This window comes from Bacillus sp. Je.9.29.b (genome assembly GCF_051129925.1).
In the GTDB taxonomy this organism is placed as follows: domain Bacteria; phylum Bacillota; class Bacilli; order Bacillales; family Bacillaceae; genus Bacillus; species Bacillus safensis.
This window is the reverse complement of the sequence record NZ_JBCPSO010000001.1, coordinates 382,671-400,439: the sequence shown is the minus strand read 5'-3', so window position 1 is coordinate 400,439 and position 17,769 is coordinate 382,671. Positions and strand designations below refer to the sequence as shown.

General features: G+C 40.9%; 19 protein-coding genes and 2 riboswitches. Of the genes, 4 read left to right on the top strand and 15 right to left on the bottom strand.

Going from position 1 to position 17,769, the window contains the following annotated elements:
• Positions 1-17: 17 nt before the first annotated feature.
• A complete protein-coding gene (locus AAZR19_RS02125; protein ID WP_034281539.1) occupies positions 18-473 on the bottom strand; it encodes a MarR family winged helix-turn-helix transcriptional regulator in 456 nt (151 codons plus the stop codon).
• Positions 474-677: 204 nt separating this feature from the next.
• Here AAZR19_RS02125 and AAZR19_RS02120 point away from each other — a divergent pair, with 204 nt between their 5' ends.
• Positions 678-2,183: an ATP-binding protein gene (locus AAZR19_RS02120; RefSeq protein ID WP_041106028.1), complete on the top strand. Its 1,506-nt coding sequence runs from the start codon at positions 678-680 to the stop codon at positions 2,181-2,183.
• Between the two features lie 46 nt (positions 2,184-2,229).
• On the opposite strand, the gene AAZR19_RS02115 is transcribed toward AAZR19_RS02120, so the two are convergent.
• From AAZR19_RS02115 to AAZR19_RS02090, 6 genes are all read right to left on the bottom strand, one after another.
• Positions 2,230-2,472, bottom strand: coding sequence for an aspartyl-phosphate phosphatase Spo0E family protein (locus tag AAZR19_RS02115; RefSeq protein ID WP_034322108.1), 243 nt, complete (start codon positions 2,470-2,472; stop codon positions 2,230-2,232).
• A 300-nt stretch (positions 2,473-2,772) separates the two neighbouring features.
• Positions 2,773-3,303 (bottom strand): 1,2-dihydroxy-3-keto-5-methylthiopentene dioxygenase, encoded by a 531-nt coding sequence (locus AAZR19_RS02110; RefSeq protein WP_076840944.1) that lies wholly within the window; start codon positions 3,301-3,303, stop codon positions 2,773-2,775.
• 16 nt (positions 3,304-3,319) lie between these two features.
• Positions 3,320-3,958, bottom strand: coding sequence for a methylthioribulose 1-phosphate dehydratase (locus AAZR19_RS02105; protein WP_041106023.1), 639 nt, complete (start codon positions 3,956-3,958; stop codon positions 3,320-3,322).
• Positions 3,922-4,617 carry a 2-hydroxy-3-keto-5-methylthiopentenyl-1-phosphate phosphatase gene (locus tag AAZR19_RS02100; RefSeq protein ID WP_041106021.1) on the bottom strand — a complete coding sequence of 232 codons (696 nt, stop codon included), beginning with the start codon at positions 4,615-4,617 and terminating at the stop codon, positions 3,922-3,924. Before AAZR19_RS02100 ends, AAZR19_RS02105 begins: the two co-directional genes overlap by 37 nt.
• A complete protein-coding gene (gene mtnW, locus AAZR19_RS02095; RefSeq protein ID WP_076840943.1) occupies positions 4,617-5,837 on the bottom strand; it encodes a 2,3-diketo-5-methylthiopentyl-1-phosphate enolase in 1,221 nt (406 codons plus the stop codon). The genes AAZR19_RS02100 and mtnW overlap by 1 nt, the downstream gene beginning before the upstream one ends.
• A gap of 102 nt (positions 5,838-5,939) precedes the next feature.
• Positions 5,940-6,041, bottom strand: a riboswitch (SAM riboswitch).
• A gap of 44 nt (positions 6,042-6,085) precedes the next feature.
• Entirely contained in the window at positions 6,086-7,276 is a 1,191-nt protein-coding gene (locus tag AAZR19_RS02090) for a pyridoxal phosphate-dependent aminotransferase (protein WP_076840942.1), read from the bottom strand.
• A 164-nt stretch (positions 7,277-7,440) separates the two neighbouring features.
• Positions 7,441-7,598: riboswitch (SAM riboswitch) on the top strand.
• Between the two features lie 80 nt (positions 7,599-7,678).
• Here AAZR19_RS02090 and mtnK point away from each other — a divergent pair.
• Together mtnK and mtnA are read left to right on the top strand one after the other, a co-directional pair.
• Positions 7,679-8,872 carry an S-methyl-5-thioribose kinase gene (gene mtnK, locus AAZR19_RS02085; protein WP_326148623.1) on the top strand — a complete coding sequence of 398 codons (1,194 nt, stop codon included), beginning with the start codon at positions 7,679-7,681 and terminating at the stop codon, positions 8,870-8,872.
• A 6-nt stretch (positions 8,873-8,878) separates the two neighbouring features.
• Complete coding sequence (gene mtnA, locus AAZR19_RS02080) at positions 8,879-9,940, top strand: S-methyl-5-thioribose-1-phosphate isomerase (protein WP_434702174.1); 1,062 nt, start codon at positions 8,879-8,881, stop codon at positions 9,938-9,940.
• 24 nt (positions 9,941-9,964) lie between these two features.
• On the opposite strand, the gene AAZR19_RS02075 is transcribed toward mtnA, so the two are convergent.
• From AAZR19_RS02075 to AAZR19_RS02065, 3 genes are all read right to left on the bottom strand, one after another.
• The gene (locus tag AAZR19_RS02075) at positions 9,965-10,102 is read right to left on the bottom strand and encodes a hypothetical protein (RefSeq protein WP_165585032.1); all 138 of its coding nucleotides are present in this window, start codon (positions 10,100-10,102) and stop codon (positions 9,965-9,967) included.
• Between the two features lie 89 nt (positions 10,103-10,191).
• Complete coding sequence (locus tag AAZR19_RS02070) at positions 10,192-10,683, bottom strand: methylated-DNA--[protein]-cysteine S-methyltransferase (RefSeq protein WP_041106011.1); 492 nt, start codon at positions 10,681-10,683, stop codon at positions 10,192-10,194.
• Position 10,684: 1 nt separating this feature from the next.
• Positions 10,685-12,895 carry a PAS domain-containing sensor histidine kinase gene (locus tag AAZR19_RS02065; protein ID WP_263640169.1) on the bottom strand — a complete coding sequence of 737 codons (2,211 nt, stop codon included), beginning with the start codon at positions 12,893-12,895 and terminating at the stop codon, positions 10,685-10,687.
• 293 nt (positions 12,896-13,188) lie between these two features.
• On the opposite strand from AAZR19_RS02065, the gene AAZR19_RS02060 reads away from it, so the two are divergent.
• Entirely contained in the window at positions 13,189-14,208 is a 1,020-nt protein-coding gene (locus AAZR19_RS02060; protein ID WP_024426826.1) for an acyltransferase family protein, read from the top strand.
• Between the two features lie 26 nt (positions 14,209-14,234).
• Here AAZR19_RS02060 and AAZR19_RS02055 read toward each other — a convergent pair whose 3' ends face one another.
• The 5 genes from AAZR19_RS02055 to htpX all read right to left on the bottom strand — a co-directional run bounded on the left by AAZR19_RS02055 (position 14,235) and on the right by htpX (position 17,578).
• Positions 14,235-14,408, bottom strand: a complete 174-nt coding sequence (locus AAZR19_RS02055) for a hypothetical protein (protein WP_162860202.1) — start codon at positions 14,406-14,408, stop codon at positions 14,235-14,237.
• Positions 14,401-14,565, bottom strand: a complete 165-nt coding sequence (locus AAZR19_RS02050) for a hypothetical protein (protein ID WP_087975542.1) — start codon at positions 14,563-14,565, stop codon at positions 14,401-14,403. Before AAZR19_RS02050 ends, AAZR19_RS02055 begins: the two co-directional genes overlap by 8 nt.
• A 6-nt stretch (positions 14,566-14,571) precedes the next feature.
• Positions 14,572-15,090, bottom strand: coding sequence for a DUF421 domain-containing protein (locus tag AAZR19_RS02045; RefSeq protein ID WP_326148621.1), 519 nt, complete (start codon positions 15,088-15,090; stop codon positions 14,572-14,574).
• A gap of 97 nt (positions 15,091-15,187) precedes the next feature.
• The gene (locus tag AAZR19_RS02040; RefSeq protein ID WP_087975544.1) at positions 15,188-16,534 is read right to left on the bottom strand and encodes a TrkH family potassium uptake protein; all 1,347 of its coding nucleotides are present in this window, start codon (positions 16,532-16,534) and stop codon (positions 15,188-15,190) included.
• A 144-nt stretch (positions 16,535-16,678) separates the two neighbouring features.
• A complete protein-coding gene (gene htpX, locus AAZR19_RS02035; RefSeq protein WP_024424664.1) occupies positions 16,679-17,578 on the bottom strand; it encodes a protease HtpX in 900 nt (299 codons plus the stop codon).
• Positions 17,579-17,769 lie beyond the last annotated feature (191 nt).

Genomic DNA, 17,769 nt, shown 5'->3' with positions numbered 1-17,769 from the left:
AGCGGCTTCCTTTTTATTTATTCTTGATGATCATATAAATGCTTTGCACGCAGCCCTACATGTTTGAGCATATCAATGCAGGCATCTTTCTCTTCTTCGCTCAGGACACTGATCATCTCATGAATTTCTTTCGCATGATCTGGGAAGATGTCATCAAGCAAAGCTCGTCCCTGCTTGGTAATATGCGCAAATGTCACCCTGCGGTCTTCTGCACAAGCCTTGCGACTGAGGAGTTCTTTCTTCTCCAATTTATCGACCACATACGTGATGCTGCCGCTTGCAAGTAAAATCTTATCACCGATTTGCTGAAGCGGCTGATCACCTTTATGATACAGCAATTCTAGCACAGCAAATTCAGTTGGATTCAGCCCGTGCTTCACAATATGTTTGTTCATGTGATGATTAATTGAGCGATAGGCACGTGATAATACAATAAATAGTTTCAATGATTTTTCAACATTATGATTTTCCATTTTTTATCATCCTTTATGAAATGCAACCCACTAATGTGACATTAATAAACAATAAGTAAAATGTCAACATTTTGATCCATCTTTAGCACGAAAATGAGACCAGAACGAATCACCTAATTTTTTAAAAATCACACAAGTCATCGTAATAAAGATAGGTTCAATGCTATAATAAGTCTATTAGGTAATACGTTGGAGCGATGAATGATGAGTATACTGAAAGGGTTGTGGAAGAAGATCAGGCTTTACCTTATTTTGGTCATGCTTCCAACCCTAATCATTAGTTATTTTATCTACGAAAAAGAAACTGAAAAAATCGATTTAAAGAACAAACAAACCGCTACACTTATGTTAAATATTCACAAAAACCAAATGAATTATTTAATAAGTGAAACAGAAGCGAGATTAACTTCCCTTGCCATGGGATTTGACCAGCCGCTTGAGACGAAAAAAGTACAAAACATCCTAGAGAAAATCTATAAACAAGAACCTCGTTTTTCAGGTCTGTATCTCCTAGACAAAAAAGGAAATGTAACAGCAAGCACCACCCCGTTAAAAGAAAAAATCAACCTATCATTCAGAGATTACTTTAAACGCATTCAAGTGACCAAGCAGACCGTGATCACAGACAACTATGTGAGCCGAATTACAAAACAGCGGATTCTCTCCATTTGTGTGCCTGTTCTCGATGAAAACGAAGAGGTCACCAATGTACTGATTGCCGCCATTCAAATTGATTATTTAAGAAATATTATGAATGTATTGAACCCTGATCTTCATTTTAAGATGCTGAATCAAAATGGACATGTCGTGTTTACAAGCGGTCCACAGCCAGTACCCGAGGGCGGCAGCACCGTATCTACATATTTAGATGAAAACAGCTGGAAGCTGGAGGTTTTTCCGCAGCGTGCTTCAACTAGTGAAGTGCTGTCTGTGATGCTCATCCCTTTATCCAGTGCGTTTATTTTATTAAATATTTTATTCACACTCGTCCAATATATCGTGTTAAGGCGGCAAACTCAGCAGGAGCGTCATGAAAATGAAGCGCAAAAGCTTGAATTGATCGGAACACTCGCAGCAAGTACAGCACACGAAATTCGCAACCCATTAACAGGGATTAGCGGATTTATCCAGCTATTGCAAAAGAAGTATCATTCAGAAGAAGATCAGCTCTATTTTTCTGTCATCGAGGAAGAAATTAAACGGATTAACCAAATCGTCAGTGAATTTCTTGTATTAGGAAAACCAACGGCAGAAAAATGGCAAAATAACTCTGTAAAAGAAATTGTAAGTGAGATCATGCCGATCGTTTTCTCTGAGGCAAACCTTTATAATGTGGAAGTGGATTTGCAAATCAATACGATTCAAGATGTGGGCGTGTATTGCACGAAGGATCATATTAAACAAGTCGTTTTAAATGTAGCAAAAAACTCTTTAGAAGCGATGCCAAACGGCGGTCATTTGAAGATTGTGATCGAAGCTGAAAAAGAACATGTCATCATTAAAGTAGAGGATACAGGTGAAGGCATACCAGAAGAGATGTTAAAGCACATCTTCCTCCCCTTTATTACGTCGAAGGAAAAAGGCACAGGTCTTGGGCTTGTCGTGTGTAAACGAATCATTTCGATGTATGGCGGAACAATTGATATTCATAGCGAAGTGAATAAAGGAACGACTGTCATGATCATGCTTCCTTCTGCTCACTCAGCATAACTGAAGATGTCAGCCGGTTTTGCTTATGCAAGACCGGTTTTTCATGTCAATAAGAGGGGCGGTTCACAGATAAAAGACTCATTTGAGACACAAGATCATGAAAGGAGGGGGCAGATTGTTTCTCATGAAAAAGAAGATGCTGATACTCATTCATCAGGTTGTCCAGTTCTTGACTATATTTAATTGTCGTCTCACCAGTGTAACCTTCCACTTGAGCAGCTTCTACCATTTGTTTTCTCTTCTCATCAATGGACATCAGCAATTGTTCTTTCCTTACATAAATATTCATGATCTCAGCTCCCGCAATGATTTCGACTGTCTATGCTCAAAATGATCCGACACCAAAATTATACTTTATTTGTAAATTAAATGAAATATGCTTATTTTATTTAATTTTTTACAGCCTAAAGACCTTTTACCCAATCAAATTTGGGGGTAAACTTCAAATTTGGACAGGACTGACACATTGATTAAACAGAATTTTATCCTATGCAGAAGATCAAAATCAACTATTTTCTTTCTCATTTTATGTCTAATTTCCTAAAAAAAAGCTGATCTTCCACCTCATGCGGAATGATCAGCTCTATCATTAAACCGTTTCTTGCTCGTAAATTGGCACCCAGCCCTCAGTTGTGACAAATATGCGAACTGCGACCACTTTGCGATCCTCTTGAAGTGTAAAGTAATGACGAATGTTTGGCGGAACAGAAATTAAATCACCTGGATTCAATCTCACATCAAAAAAGACGCCATCCTTGCCTTGAATAGCAAAGATTCCGTGCCCGCTCACAATAAAGCGTACTTCATCATCTGTATGGTGATGCTCACGTTTAAAGTTTTGAAGCAGCTCATCAAGATTTGGCGTGGCATCAGATAATGAAATGACATCCTGCGCTTTGTACCCTCTTTTTTCAGAAATACTTTGGATTTCCTTTTGGAAAACAGTCAAAATCTCTTCCTTTTCCTCATCAGTTAAATCATACTTTTCTGATAAACGGTTTGGCAGCTTTTCAATATCCCAATGCTCATAAATGACCCCTTGGTTTTCTAAATATGATGCTACCTCTTGCTCGCTTTCCAGTAATGTGTTCTCTTCGTTATGAATCAAAATCGTCGCCATGTGCTTTTCCTCCTTTTTATCTTACAAGCTGCTGTTGATAAAGCGCTAATTTTAAGTGATAGCTAAATAAAAATTCATATGCTTCTAATACTCGTTTTGCTTCAAAGGCTGTTTTTCCCCAGACCGTAATGCCATGATTGCGAATGAGTACAGCACCAGATGACGCCTCTAGTGTCAGATGTTTGGCAAATTGCTCTGCAAGCTGCGGAATATGAGCTGGATTTTCAATAATCGGAATCGACACTTCTGCATCCTCTTCCCAATAACCAAGCGCTTTGATGATTTCGTTGCCTTTAAAACGAATCTCTCCCTTATCCCCGTACAGCTCTGACATCACATTATTATCAATTGTATGGACATGGAGGCAGCAGCCTGCTTTCGTCTGTTCATACACGTATGTGTGAAGCAGTGTTTCAGCTGATGGTCTAAGCGGCTCGTTCGGATGATGGGGCTGGCCTGCCGCATTTACTAGCACAAAATCTTCGTTTGTTTCTTTTCGTTTATCTTTGCCGCTTGCCGTCACCAAAAACGTGATTGGATCATCCGACACCTTGATCGATAAATTACCACTTGTTCCGAAAAACCAGTCTCTTTTGGCCAGTTCACGTTTAACGTCTGCTAGCTCCTGCCAGCGTTTGCTCTTTGCGTCTGCCATTCCTTCACTTCCTTTATTTGAACAAATTGCGCGTGTAGATCAATAAATGTGTCATACTCCTTATGTACGAGCCCGAGCTCTTGACATTCATTGAGCAAGTAGTCTCGCGCAAACGTAAGATCCGCATGCTTCGCCGCCTCCACATCAGTCACTGAATCTCCGATCATGATGATGAAGTCATCCTCATGAGTCAGCTTTCGAATGATTGAGGGCTTGCAGCATCCGCAGCCATTTTGACATTGCGTATCGCAGGCATGCGGCCATTCAATCTGAATATGGTCTTCCCCAAATGATGCATGGTTGCAATAAATATCGTCTCGATCGACAATGCCTTCGAGGATAGGGTAGACAAAAAAGTCCATACCGCCGCTAAGTACATAGAAAGGAATGTCTGCTTTTTTTACTTCATCCACAAATTGCTTAAACCCTTCTCGAATCTCTGTATCCTCTAAAATAAATGATTGAATGGCTTCCTTCTGATCACTTGTCAGTAATTGAAACATCTGCCCGACACCTTCTTGAATGGTGATTTCCTTTGACAGGACACCATCCTTCAGCTTCGTCCATTCACTTGGTGCAAACTGTTTCATGATGCGGATGATATTATCATTTTTTGTAATTGTTCCATCAAAATCACAGCATACAATTGGTTTTTTCATTATTCTGCTACCCTTCCCCAAAGATCAAGTGCCGCTTTTAAGTCTTGGCAGGAAGCCGCCTTATCTCGGATGGACTCTTCGTGAATCACTGCATCAATGATCGATCGAAATGCTTGCCCTCCGCCGATGGCTCCGCGCGGATGTCCGTGAATGCCTCCACCTGCATTTATCACATGATCAATTCCAAAATCTTTTATCAATACTGGAACCATTCCTGGATGAATGCCTGCTGACGGGACAGGGAATGTTTTTTGAACCGTATCCTCTTTCACGCAAGCTTCATAGATTCCAAGGGCATCTTTTTTCGGAAGTGCAACCGACCCATAAGGTGAGGGAAAAAGGCTCAAATCAGCGCCAGCATATCGATTTAATTTGCCTAAAAGAAGAGAATGCGAGAATCCATATTCAGGAGAGGATGTCAAAGCACCACTCACAGCGGGATGCGCCATAATCGGCAGTGGAATGTCTGGGTCCTCAGCTAGGCTTTGCATGACATCAAGGCCGTAAGCAAATACATTGAATAAGAGCGCATCCGCCCCAAGTTCAGCGGCCTTTCTCGCTCGATCCTTCAGGTCAAAGGTTCTGCCCGTTAAATTGACAGCATACAGCGTGCGGTGTCCTGTCTCTTCATAGGTTTCTTTTAAAATCGCTTTTCCTTCTTTGATTCGCTCTTCAAAAGGAGCTAATGGACTTTCAAATAAAATTTCATCGTCTTTGATGAAGTCAACCCCGCCTAATGCCTGTAAACGGAGCTGCTCTTTTAAATCCTGCAAATCACGGCCGATAACGCCTTTAAAAATACTCATCAATAATGGACGATCAAACACGCCTACCTTTTTTCGTATGCCATCAATTCCAAATACAGGTCCTGGCAGGCTTTTTTTAAATTCTTCAGAAAATTGGATATCGACTAGCTTCACTTTTCCGTCTAGTGAAAGCTTTCCAAAAATCGTCGTGAAAACAGCTGGTAAATCAGCTGAAAAGTTTGCCTCAGGATAAGCAATGGTCACCTCTGATTGATAAAGACCATTTTCGGCTGGAGCAGCCTTTTCTGATACTTTTTCAACTCGGCCTTTATGCTTTTGAAGCTGCTCCTTTTTGAGCTGCGGCAAATCCGTCCATGATCCAACTGTTAAACCAAGCGCGATCTGCTCCGCTTTTCGATTTATTTGTTCATCCTCTCGATGTGTTAATACGTATGTTGCCAGTAATTCACTCACTAGGAATCCCCTTTCGATTGCGTCATGCATATGTTCAATAAAAAAACCTCTTCAAGTGCTTCTTGAGCGCCTTAAAGAGGTTGTTTCGTGTCATTCGTCCGAATCTTATCTCTCAGCGCTTGCTGCAAGAATTAGCACCGTGCTTCATGGAAGTCGGTTGCCGGGCTTCATTGGGCTAGTCCCTCTGCCTACTCTTGATAAGAATATTCAATTTTCTTAAATATTGCCTGAATTATCGCACCATTTTTTTATGTTGTCAATGGCTTTTTTTCAAACAGCTTCAAGGCAGCGATGCGCTGAGCGGCTTCTTGTAACCGCTCCTCACTTGTTAGAAGTCCTACTCGCACGTACCCTTCCCCGTGCGCACCAAAGCCATTACCTGGCGCAACAACAACATGTGCCTTCTCTAATAATAAGTCAGAAAAGGCTTCAGATGTATATCCTTCCGGCACCTTTAACCAAGCAAAAAATGATCCCTTTGGTGCACTGACTTCCCAGCCAATTTCTTTGCAGGCAGAAATCCACACATTCCGCCTTTTCTCATATCGATCATTTTGCACCTGTACGCACGTTTGATCGCTTAATAGAGCTTCCGCTGCTGCATCTTGAGTGGCTTTAAACAGAGAGACAAACAGATGATCCTGATAAAGCTCAATTGCTTCAATAACAGATGCATTTCCAGCTGCAAATCCTACTCTCCACCCTGCCATATTGTACGTTTTAGACAATGTGTAAATTTCTATTCCCGTCTCTTTCGCTCCCTCTATTTGCAGAAAGCTGAGCGGCTTTTCTCCATCAAAGCCAATGCCGCCATATGCAAAATCATGGACAACACATAGTTTGTGATCTTTCGCAAATGTAACGGTTTCTTCAAAAAATGAACGGTTTGCCGTAGACCCCGTCGGATTGTTGGGGTAATTTAAGTACATTAATTTTGCCTTTTTCTTATCATCCTCAGGCAGCAAATCGTAGTCAGGTAAAAAATCATTTTTCTCAAGAAGTGGCATAGTTACCATATGCGCTCCAGCAAGCACAGCGCCTGACCAATAATCAGGATAGCCAGGATCAGGGACAAGAAGCGTATCACCCGGATTCAGCAGGCATTGCGGCAGCTCAACAAGCCCTGCTTTCCCGCCAAATAAAATCGCAATTTCCGTCTTTGGATCAAGTGTGACGCCATATTCTCTTTCATAAAAAGCGGCAGCAGCCTTTTTTAATTTCGCTGTTCCACGGAATGAGGAGTATTGATGATTTTCAGGTTTTGCTACCGCTTGCTGCATGGCTTTTACAATGTGCGGAGGCGTTGGCTGATCAGGATTTCCCTGCCCCAAATTAATGATATCTGCCCCTTCCTGCACTTTTTTCTGCACCTTTTGGACAAGGGAAGCAAAAAATTGTTTCGGTAATTGTTTCAACACATCTGATTGCTGGAATTCCATTTCTTCACCTTCTATTCAAGTTACGTGACAATACAATCACTGTAATGGATTGTTTTATGAATTGTAAAGCAATTTTGAAAAAAGATTGACATGTAAAGCGCCGCTCTGATAATATCTTGAATTAAGAAATGCAAACAGACACGAAACAATTACATATTGATTTCTCTTATCGAGAGTTGGGCGAGGGATTTGGCCTTTTGACCCCAACAGCAACCGACCGTTAATACCACTGTGAAGTGGGGCGCAGCAAGTAACGCGCCAAGACAATTGTCTTATAGGGCACGGTGCTAATTCCATCAGACGTATGTGCTGAGAGATAAGAGAGGCTTTGAGCATACACACCATCAAGCCTCTTTCTCTCAGGAGAAAGAGGCTTTTTTATATGATTTGGAGGGGAAGCAATTGGTTACACTTACGGCATCATATGAAGAACTAACAGAAAGCTCGGCAGTTGCACTCGCAATTAGACTTGGCTTGATCCAAGAAAGCAGTCATTTGACATGTACTGAAATTGGTGACGGGAATTTAAATTACGTCTTTCATATTTATGATCACAAACAAGAAAAAGGATTGATCATCAAGCAGGCGCTGCCTTATGCAAAGGTGGTTGGGGAGAGCTGGCCGCTTACATTAGACCGGGCAAGAATTGAAAGTGCCGCCCTGATCAAGCAGTCAGAATATGCGCCGCACCTCGTACCAGCAGTCTATTATTCAGATACAGCTCTTGCAGTGACAGCCATGGAGGATCTCTCTCACTTAGAAATCGTCAGAAAAGGGCTAATTGCCGGAAAACAATATCCGCATTTATCTGATCATGTTGGAGAATTTTTAGGAAAAACACTTTTTTACACATCTGACTTTGCTACAAATCCTAAAATCAAAAAACAATTTGTGAAGCAATTTACGAACCCTGACCTGTGTGATATCACAGAAAAACTCGTCTTCACAGACCCTTTCTTTAATAGTGAAACAAATGACTTCGAAGAAGAATTAAGAGAATCAGCAGAAGCGCTTTGGACAGATCTTGAGCTGCAAGCCAAAGCAGCAGAATTGAAGCGTATCTTCCTAACATCAGCTGAAACATTGGTTCATGGAGATCTTCATACAGGCAGTATTTTCGCAAATGAGACTGAAACGAAAATCATTGATCCAGAATTCGCGTTTTACGGTCCCTTTGGATTCGATATCGGCCACTTTATCGCCAATTTGTTCCTGAATGCTTTATCTCGCGAGAATGAACACGAGCAGCAGCACCTTTTTGACCATGTCGTCAATGTATGGGCAACATTCAAAGAAGTGTTCACAAAAGCTTGGAAAGAGGACAGCATTGAAGCGTTTAGTGTATCGGACAGCTTTTTAGAAACAACCTTTGACCGGATTTTAAAAGAAGCGACAGGCTTTGCCGGCTGTGAGCTTGTCCGCCGAACAATTGGTCTTGCCCATGCCGCTGATCTTGATGCGATTCCATCACCAACTAGACGGATTCAGCAGAAAAAAGCAGCACTGACACTTGGAAAAACATTTATCAAACAATATCATACAGTGGAAACAGCGTCTGATCTCGTCGCATTATTCCAGCCATCTGTAAAGGAGTGACGGGTTTTGTCAAAAGAATTTGAAGTCCCCCGTTCTGTCGAATGGGAAGAAAACCGTATTAACATTTTAAATCAGCAAAAATTACCGGCCGAAACCGTATTTGAGCATTTATATACGAAAGAAGATGTGTATGATGCGATTGTATCATTAAAAGTACGCGGAGCGCCTGCAATTGGTATTACAGCAGCTTTTGGGCTGGCGCTTAGTGCGCAAGCCATTGAGACAGAAGAAATGGATGTGTTTAAACAAGAAGTCATTCGAATCAAAGAATATTTAAACAGTGCTCGTCCAACCGCTGTGAACCTCGCCTGGGCATTAGACCGGCTGCTGCAGCGCATTCAGCGTGCAGCATCAGTGAATGCAGCCAAAACAGACCTTGTCCATGAAGCCATTCAAATTCAAATAGAAGATGAAGAAACATGCAGACAAATCGGTCAAAATGCTCTTCAGCTCTTTAAATCAGGTGACCGTATCATGACCATTTGTAATGCAGGCTCCATCGCAACGAGCCGGTACGGAACAGCCCTTGCTCCTTTTTATTTAGCCAAAAAGAAAAATCTTGATCTTCACATTTATGCATGTGAAACACGCCCTGTTCTTCAAGGTGCTCGTCTGACTACATGGGAGCTTATGCAAGGCGGCGTGGATGTGACGCTCATTACAGATAACATGGCAGCCCATACGATGAAGGAAAAGCAAATTTCTGCTGTCATTGTTGGAGCTGACCGTATCGCCCGTAATGGAGATACAGCAAATAAGATTGGAACGTTAGGTCTTGCCGTTCTAGCCAAGCATTTTAACATTCCGTTTTTTGTAGCAGCACCGCTTTCAACCTTTGATGTATCCACCCGCGACGGGTCAGATATTCCAATTGAAGAGCGCGACCCGCTGGAAGTAAAGGAATTAAACGGCGTCCCCATCGCACCGCCTGATGTTCAGGTATTCAATCCCGCCTTTGATGTCACTCCTCATCATCTTATTTCAGGCATCATTACAGAAAAGGGAATTATCACATCGAACTATGCAGAAGAGATTGATGCTCTTTTCGCCGAAAGCATCTCCCAATGATCGCAAAAAAGCGCCGTGTTCTTGTCATTTAAGAGCACCGCGCTTTTTTGGTTCTTGATTCGTTTTTGTTAAGATTTCTTTTTTTTGTTCTTCTGTCAAAACGTTCATTTTGACACATAGTGACGTAACGGCATACATTTTACCTTTTTTGCCCCAAAACATGCCAGCGCCCTCCTTTTTCCCTTGACCAACTTTTTTAGCTTAATAAAAGGATATGTCGCTTAACAAACATTTGGAACAGGTCAATCGATTTATTTTTGAACAAATGGGACGCCTTCTAATTCAAGGAGGACCGCTTTCATGTCTGTCTTCGATCCTGCATAGCCCGTCAGAGACCGGTCTTTTCCAATCACCCTGTGACATGGGATAAAAATAGGTAATGCATTTCGTCTGTTAGCTTGTCCGATGGCTCTTACAGCCTTTGGATTGCCAATCGCTTCTGCAATGTCTGCATAGCTTTTTGATTCACCATATGGTATGGCCGACAATGCTCCCCACACCTGCTCTTGGAACGGAGAACCTGTTTGCTTGAGCGGGAGATCGAATACTTGCCGCTCACCTTTGAAATATTCATCTAGCTGTTTTTTCGCTTCTTGTAAGACAGGCGTATCTGCTTGCTTTAGATTCGCTGCCTGCTTTTTTGCTAAAAACGGTTCATCATCAAACATCACCTCGATGATGGCACCGTCCTTTTCTAGTATGTATAAATCCCCGATGGGTGCGTGATAGACGGTATAATACACGTTACTGCTCTCCTTCTTGTTTCTGCTGCCTAAGTGGTAGCGTGAGATGGAAGACGGTTCCCACGCCTTCCTCACTTTCTACCTCAATGGTTCCTTGATGCTCTTCAATAATTTTATAACTAACCATTAACCCAAGTCCAGTTCCTCTTTCTTTCGTTGTATAAAAAGGCTCACCTAGACGCTTTAGCTTATCTTCTGTCATTCCGCAGCCTTCATCACGCAGTGAAATAACAATATGCTCCTCGCCCTTCCGTTGAATGCTCACATAGACATTTCCTTTGCGCGGCATGACTTCAATTGCATTTTTTAAAATGTTAATAAAGACCTGCTTTAATTGGTTTTGTTCACAATAAATGAGCGGAATCTCATCCAGCACATTGAGATGCATTTGAACATTGCCAAGATTCGCCTGTGCGTGCAGAAGATCCATCGTGTCTTTCACAATTTGCACCACATTTTTTTCTTCATATACAATGGCTTGCGGTTTTGCTAGAATCAAAAATTCAGTGATGATGGATTCAATTCTTTTCAGCTCTGATGTGATGACATTGAAATAGAGCGAATACTCCCCTTCTATATTTCCTTTTAACAGCTGAATGAAGCCTTTTAATGCTGTCATCGGGTTTCTAATTTCATGAGCAATTCCAGCGGCAAGCTCTCCGACCACATGAAGGGTATCTGATTTTCTCACCCGCTCTTCTAATTCCTTCCGCTCTGTCACATCTCTAAAGATCGCCAAATTCATATTATGAATAATGTTGCGTTTAAAAGAGAATTCCAAGATACGCTGATCTGGATGGTTCAGTACAAACGGAACCTCATTATCCATTTCATCTAATGACATCGCCTCGGCAGGCTGAGCTAAATTTTCTATTTGATAAGGGGCAAGGATGTGGAAAAGATTCATTTCTGTTAAATGATCGTCCTTCAATTGAAGCAGCTCGCTGGCAGATGGATTGACTTCAATGATTCGGTATTGATTATCAAAAAGAACAATGCCGTCCATTGATCCATTAAATACTTTGCGGAATTTGAGCTCACTTTCGCGCAGCTCCTGCTCCATTCTTTTTCGATCACTTACATTACGTAAAATGGTTAAGTGCTGTCCTTCTAATACCGCATGCTTTGATGTAAACTCAAGCTCTTTATACTGTCCATTTGCCATTTTGAACAATAGCTCTTCCCTTATTTCATGATTCCGGATATAGCGTCTTCTTGTTGGTCTATATCTCTTATCAGATTTGACGAGAAAGTCGGTAAGTTTTTTGCCAATGAGCGAGTGCATAGGTAATTCAAAAATTCGGCAGGCTGATTCATTGGCTCTCACAATCTCTCCATCGTCCGCCCATATGATGATGGCATCCATTGCATTTTCGAAAATTTCTCTAAAGCGTTCTTCACTTTTTAACAGCTTCTCTTCCATCAGTCTTTTTTCTGTAATATCCCGCATGATGGACATATAAAAACCACTCATCACATTTGATGTGATGGTGAGTTCAAATAGTTTTTGCTGACCAGATTGAAGGGTAACAGGAAGCTCCCCCTTTGCTTTCCCTGTTTCTTTAAGTGACGTTAAAAGGTGCTGCAAGGCGGGAAGATTTTCTTCTTCGACAAATTCATGTAAATAGCGATCGGTTAAATCAGTCTTTTGCAGCTCAAAGCTCTGACAAAAAGAATGATTCGCATCAATCATGCAGCCATCCTGATCAAAAATGACCATCCCGTCAATGGCTCGGTCAAACAAATCTTTGAACAGCTGCTCATTCATGGAGCGTTCTCGTTCTAATATTTTCTTTGATGAAATATCTCGCATAACCACTATATACTGCTGATTCATGGTATCGTGCTCTGCGACAAATTCAATGTATTTTGTCTCACCATTTTTCAGCTGAATGGAGATTTCTCTTTTTAATGTACCTTTTCGAAAAAATAGATCGAGTGAGCATTCAATTTTATCTTTCGGGATGCCGTATAGGAAATCTAGAACGGATTTATTGAGGAGGTCTTCTTTCGGTGTCTGGACAAGCCTGCATGTTGCTTCGTTGGCTTGGATGATGTTGAGGTGCTGATCAAATATAAAAATGGCATCTAGCGTCTTATTTAACAGCATTTTTTGCTGCATTAACTCAGTCCGCAAATATTCGTTCTCTTTTTCTAATTTTCTGATATCTCCCGCAGGGGTTAACCTATTGCCATCGAGCGTTTCAGTCATTCTCTTACACTCCTTTTCCAGCCTCATTCCTCTACAATATTTCTACAATATTTTCATTGTTCCTTCATTCGACTCATAAAAAAAGATAATTTTTTACACGAAGACTGTCTCATTTATTTCATTTGGATGACAGGGTTGTATAACGGTTCACTTTTCTTACGCTTCTTTTACAACCATTCTACAATTTCACATCAAATAGCGAATTAAGCCAAAATGTATTTTAGAATGAGGCAAATAAGGGAACAGTGCACTTAGAACATTTATGTTTGAAATCGAGCAGGAAAGGTGATGTTATGGCATCTTCACGAGATAGTTATTTTGATAATGCGAAATTCCTTCTGATTTTTCTAGTTGTTTTTGGTCATTTGTTACGATCATTCATTCATGATAATGACTGGATGCTCTATTTATACAAGTTTATTTATACCTTTCACATGCCCGCCTTTATTTTAGTTTCTGGCTTTTTTGCAAAAGGGTTTAGAAAACCTGGCTTTATGAAGAAAGTCGCCGTTAAGCTGATCATCCCATATTTAATCTTTCAGGTGATCTATTCGGTTTATTATTATCTCTTACAGGATCAAAGCATGGCCAATTTAAATCCAATTGATCCGCAATGGTCCTTATGGTTTTTAATTAGTTTATTCTTTTGGAACTTGCTGCTCATTCCTTTTTCAAAACTGCCGTTCCACTGGGCGATGATCGTCAGTTTATCGATTGCATTACTTGTCGGTTATGTGGACAGCATCAGTGATACACTCAGCTTATCACGTACGTTTGTCTTTTTGCCTATGTTTTTAGCTGGATTCTATTTAAAAAAGCAGCATTTTGAATTCATCCGTACAAGCAAAGGAAAGCTGGCAGCACTTTTTGTATTAATGGCTGTGTTCCTGTTTTGCTACTTCTATGAATTTGATTATTCCTTCTTATTTGGCTCAAAGTCGTATGCTTCTCTTGGAGATGAAGGAATGATTGCGGCGATGAAACGAATGGCATGGTATTTGCTTGCATTTGGCGCTACATTCAGCTTCTTTGCATTAGTTCCAACACGCCGTTTCTTCTTTACAAAATGGGGAACAAGAACGTTATATGTTTATTTATTACATGGCTTTGTGATCAAGCTGCTAAGAACCACTTGGTTTGATGACTGGGCGCTAAATGCAGCAAGTGTACTCATTTTATTACTGCTGACCATTCTGTTAACCTTTACCCTGTCTAGCACTTTTGTCAAAACCGTTGCACAGCCAGTGATTGAGCTCAAAATGACCCATCTCATGCGAACGATCACCGGCAGGCAAGGGAGTTATATCAAATAAAAACGATCCTTCATGGATCGTTTTTTCTATTTCTTATTCTGCTGACATGCAGCATCTTTCTTTGGCTTCACCAATGTATCAATCCATTTGCTGCTGTTAATATCTCCAAGCTCACTGCCAAATTCCTCTTCTAAAATATCTGGGTCCATTGGCTTTTTATGGTCCTTCATCTCTTTGCTCTTTACATGCTTCTTAGTCACGAGATGCTCCCCCTTGTTTCCCTTTATGAGAATTTCGGTTTGCCTGACGATCTCTTGATTGTTCATCAAATTGAGTTTGTCCTTGATCATGTGCCATGCTTTCTGTCGGCGTCATATTATTTGTTAATGCTTCATTTTTCGCTGCTTTTCTTTTCATCTGTATTCAGTCCTTTTTTGACAGGTTTAGTTCTTCTCTTAATTGGTCAAGGAGTTCCTTCATTTGCTTGACCGTCACTGGCTTTTCCTCAGGTTTTAACTCATAGCCAATTTGTCCATTGGCTTCTAGCGTGGCTTTTTTGAGACTGCTGATGTCAGTGATGCCTTGCTGCTTTAAACGCATTTTGAATTCATCCCTTGTGAGCCTCGTTTTCTTCAGCTTGTGATCAAGCATTTCTCCATCCTGCAAAATGACCACAGATTTCCCTGAAACCAATTTTTCAAAGAAATCAGATCGGATAGACAATTTTTCCATGATGACGAGTGCAGTGATAAATGTAGCGGCGGCATAAATCGTTTCAAGTAAATTGTGCTCAATAAAGGGTTGAATAATAATCGATCCGATTGAAATCATAATCACTGTTTGTTGCACAGTTAATTGACTAATGGATTTAGGTCCTGCTATTCTCAGCAGCAAGGTACCAACTAGCAGCATGACAATTGCTTTCCATATTACATCCAGCACGTCTCGTTCACCTCTTACCTATAGATTGCGAACATCTCATGTGATTTAGCCAGTTAGATAATGGAAATAAAAAAACAGCATTCCATTTGAATGCTGTTTAGCCAATGATGACGCGCTCTTTCGGATAATGATAATTCGCTTCGCTTTCTCTTCGGCCTATTAAATATAAAAAGCTTGGAATGCCGATCCGGCCAATAAACATGACAACCATGATGATACATTTACCGAACACAGTGAGATCTGAGGTGATACCAAGCGACAGCCCCGTTGTTCCGAAAGCAGAGCAAACTTCAAATAAATTTTCAAGAAGTGTATTATGCTCTGTTAAGGATAACAGGAACGTAGCGCCAAAGACCAAAATAAAGGCCATCATGGTTACCATAAGGGATTTATTAATATCCGCTTGATGAAGCTCTCTCTTGAAGATTTTAATGGACTTATTTCCCCTAGCAAAATGAAACAAGGCGAGTAAATTAAGGGCAAACGTAGTTGTCCGAATTCCGCCCCCCACAGAGCTTGGGGAAGCCCCGATAAACATGAGCATACATAAAAATAAAAGCGTCGGTTCCGTCAGCTGTGTAATATCTAACGTTGTCAGCCCCCCGCTTCTTGTTGCAGTCGATTGAAATAAAGAATAGAACAAGATTTCGTGCCAGCTTTTCCCTACGAAGCTAAACCCTGCTTCAAGTGCATAGATTCCAATTGCTCCAACAACGACAAGGCCGCCGAATGTGAGCGTTGTGATTTTTGTAAACAATGAGAACGATGCGTGCTTTCGGTCCTGATTGAACAAATAATCCTTCACTTCCACAAGTACAGGAAAGCCAATCGCTCCAAAGATGATCAGCAGCATCGTAATAAACTGAACGAAATAATCATCTTTGTAAGGGATAAGAGAACTCCCTGTAATATCGAAGCCCCCATTGGTTGTCGCACTAATACTTGAGAAGAAGCCATGTAAGAAAGCGCTTTGCACATCGTAATACTTGAGATAATACATGCTTAAAATCAGGCCGCCGACAAACTCAATCAGCAAAATTAAATATAAGACCTGCTTCATTAGTTTCACAATTCCAGATAAATTGCTTTGGTTTTGATCTGCCATGATAAGCTTTCTTTCTTTAATTCCAATTCTTTTCCGCATGACAAGCCATACAAAGGTACCGAGCGTCATAATGCCGATGCCTCCGATTTGCAGAACAAACGCAAGGATCCACATCCCTGCCACACTAAATGTTTGTGAGGTGTCGACAACAGTCAGTCCTGTAACACTTACCGCACTTACCGCTGTAAACAAGGCATCAATGAATGTCCATTTGACTCCCTCTTGATGAGCCACTGGCAGGCTGAGAAGAATAAACGACACGGTCACAGCAAGAAAATAATAAAGGGCAATCAACTGAAACGCTGACAGCCGGTCAATTAGCTTTTTTATAGGATTCATTGTCATTCCTTCTTTTATCTATCTTTTCGAATACCTTTATCATTTTAATGAAAAGAGACATGATTTTAAAGCTATTTTATGCTTTATTTTCTTTTTCATCAAAAAGAAATAGACATCCTGTTAAAGAATGTCTATTCCTCTTTCTTATTTTGCTTCTAGTCTTCTGATTCTTTCGTTTAAATCAGGGTGTGTTGAGAAAAGAGAAGCTTTTCGTTTACCGCTGATTTTCAGCGTAGCAACTGCTGTTTGATCATCATCTTTGATTCTTGACGTGTACGCCTCAAGTGAACGAAGCGCATGAATCATTTTATCTTTACCTGCAAGGTCGGCTCCGCCGCGGTCTGCATGGAATTCACGGTGTCTAGAATATGCAAATACGACAAGGCTTCCTAGGATAGAGAAAATGATTTGGAAAACAATCACAGCGATAAAGTGAACAATCGGCACAAGCTCTTCGCGTGAAACAAAACGGCTAGCGATCCATGCCGCAATTCTTGAAAGGAACACAACGAACGTGTTGACGATTCCTTGAAGCAGCGTCATCGTCACCATGTCACCATTCGCAACGTGAGCGACTTCGTGGGCGATGACACCTTCAACTGCTGCATCATCCATTTCATGAAGCAATCCAGTTGATACCGCAACAAGTGATCTTCTCTTAGAAGGACCTGTTGCAAATGCATTTACTTCAGATGATTGATAAATACCAACCTCAGGCATTTTAGAAAGGCCTGCTGCTCTTGAAAGTCTGTGCACGCGGTCAACAAGCTGCTGCTCATCATATGTTAATGAATCCTTTTCTGGATTTAACACACGTACACCCATCATCATTTTTGCCATCCAGCGAGACATTGCAAGTGACATAAACGAGCCAACAAAACCAACAACTGCACTGAATACAAGAAGATAAAGGATATTAAGTCTTCCGTCTGCTCCTATATAAGAACCAACACCAGTTGCTGCACTAATAACCGACAGTACAATACCAATCGTAGTGATAACAAGAATGTTCGTTAATATAAACAGAAATATTCTCTTACCCATACATAACCTCCGCTGTCATATTAAGTTCAAATGAACTTATTAATAAAATTATAAAAATAAACCTCTCAAATTGCAAGGAAAAAGGAATCACTTTCTCTGTTTATCATAACGGCTAAAGCCCCGTCACATCAATATTTACGACATTTGTCCCAGCAGAAAAGTGAACAAATTGTGACGCACAGGTCTGATTT

Bases quoted from the DNA above. Each gene is read 5' to 3' on its own strand.
- AAZR19_RS02105 (WP_041106023.1), bottom strand. From the start codon at position 3,958: ATGGCAGACGCAAAGAGCAAACGCTGGCAGGAGCTAGCAGACGTTAAA.
- AAZR19_RS02040 (WP_087975544.1), bottom strand. From the start codon at position 16,534: ATGAATCCTATAAAAAAGCTAATTGACCGGCTGTCAGCGTTTCAGTTG.
- AAZR19_RS02120 (WP_041106028.1), top strand. From the start codon at position 678: ATGAGTATACTGAAAGGGTTGTGGAAGAAGATCAGGCTTTACCTTATT.
- AAZR19_RS02050 (WP_087975542.1), bottom strand. From the start codon at position 14,565: ATGAAAAGAAAAGCAGCGAAAAATGAAGCATTAACAAATAATATGACG.
- AAZR19_RS02125 (WP_034281539.1), bottom strand. From the start codon at position 473: ATGGAAAATCATAATGTTGAAAAATCATTGAAACTATTTATTGTATTA.
- AAZR19_RS02100 (WP_041106021.1), bottom strand. From the start codon at position 4,617: ATGAAAAAACCAATTGTATGCTGTGATTTTGATGGAACAATTACAAAA.
- AAZR19_RS02060 (WP_024426826.1), top strand. From the start codon at position 13,189: ATGGCATCTTCACGAGATAGTTATTTTGATAATGCGAAATTCCTTCTG.
- AAZR19_RS02075 (WP_165585032.1), bottom strand. From the start codon at position 10,102: ATGTTTTGGGGCAAAAAAGGTAAAATGTATGCCGTTACGTCACTATGT.
- AAZR19_RS02065 (WP_263640169.1), bottom strand. From the start codon at position 12,895: ATGACTGAAACGCTCGATGGCAATAGGTTAACCCCTGCGGGAGATATC.
- htpX (WP_024424664.1), bottom strand. From the start codon at position 17,578: ATGGGTAAGAGAATATTTCTGTTTATATTAACGAACATTCTTGTTATC.
- AAZR19_RS02115 (WP_034322108.1), bottom strand. From the start codon at position 2,472: ATGAATATTTATGTAAGGAAAGAACAATTGCTGATGTCCATTGATGAG.
- AAZR19_RS02090 (WP_076840942.1), bottom strand. From the start codon at position 7,276: ATGGAATTCCAGCAATCAGATGTGTTGAAACAATTACCGAAACAATTT.
- AAZR19_RS02110 (WP_076840944.1), bottom strand. From the start codon at position 3,303: ATGGCGACGATTTTGATTCATAACGAAGAGAACACATTACTGGAAAGC.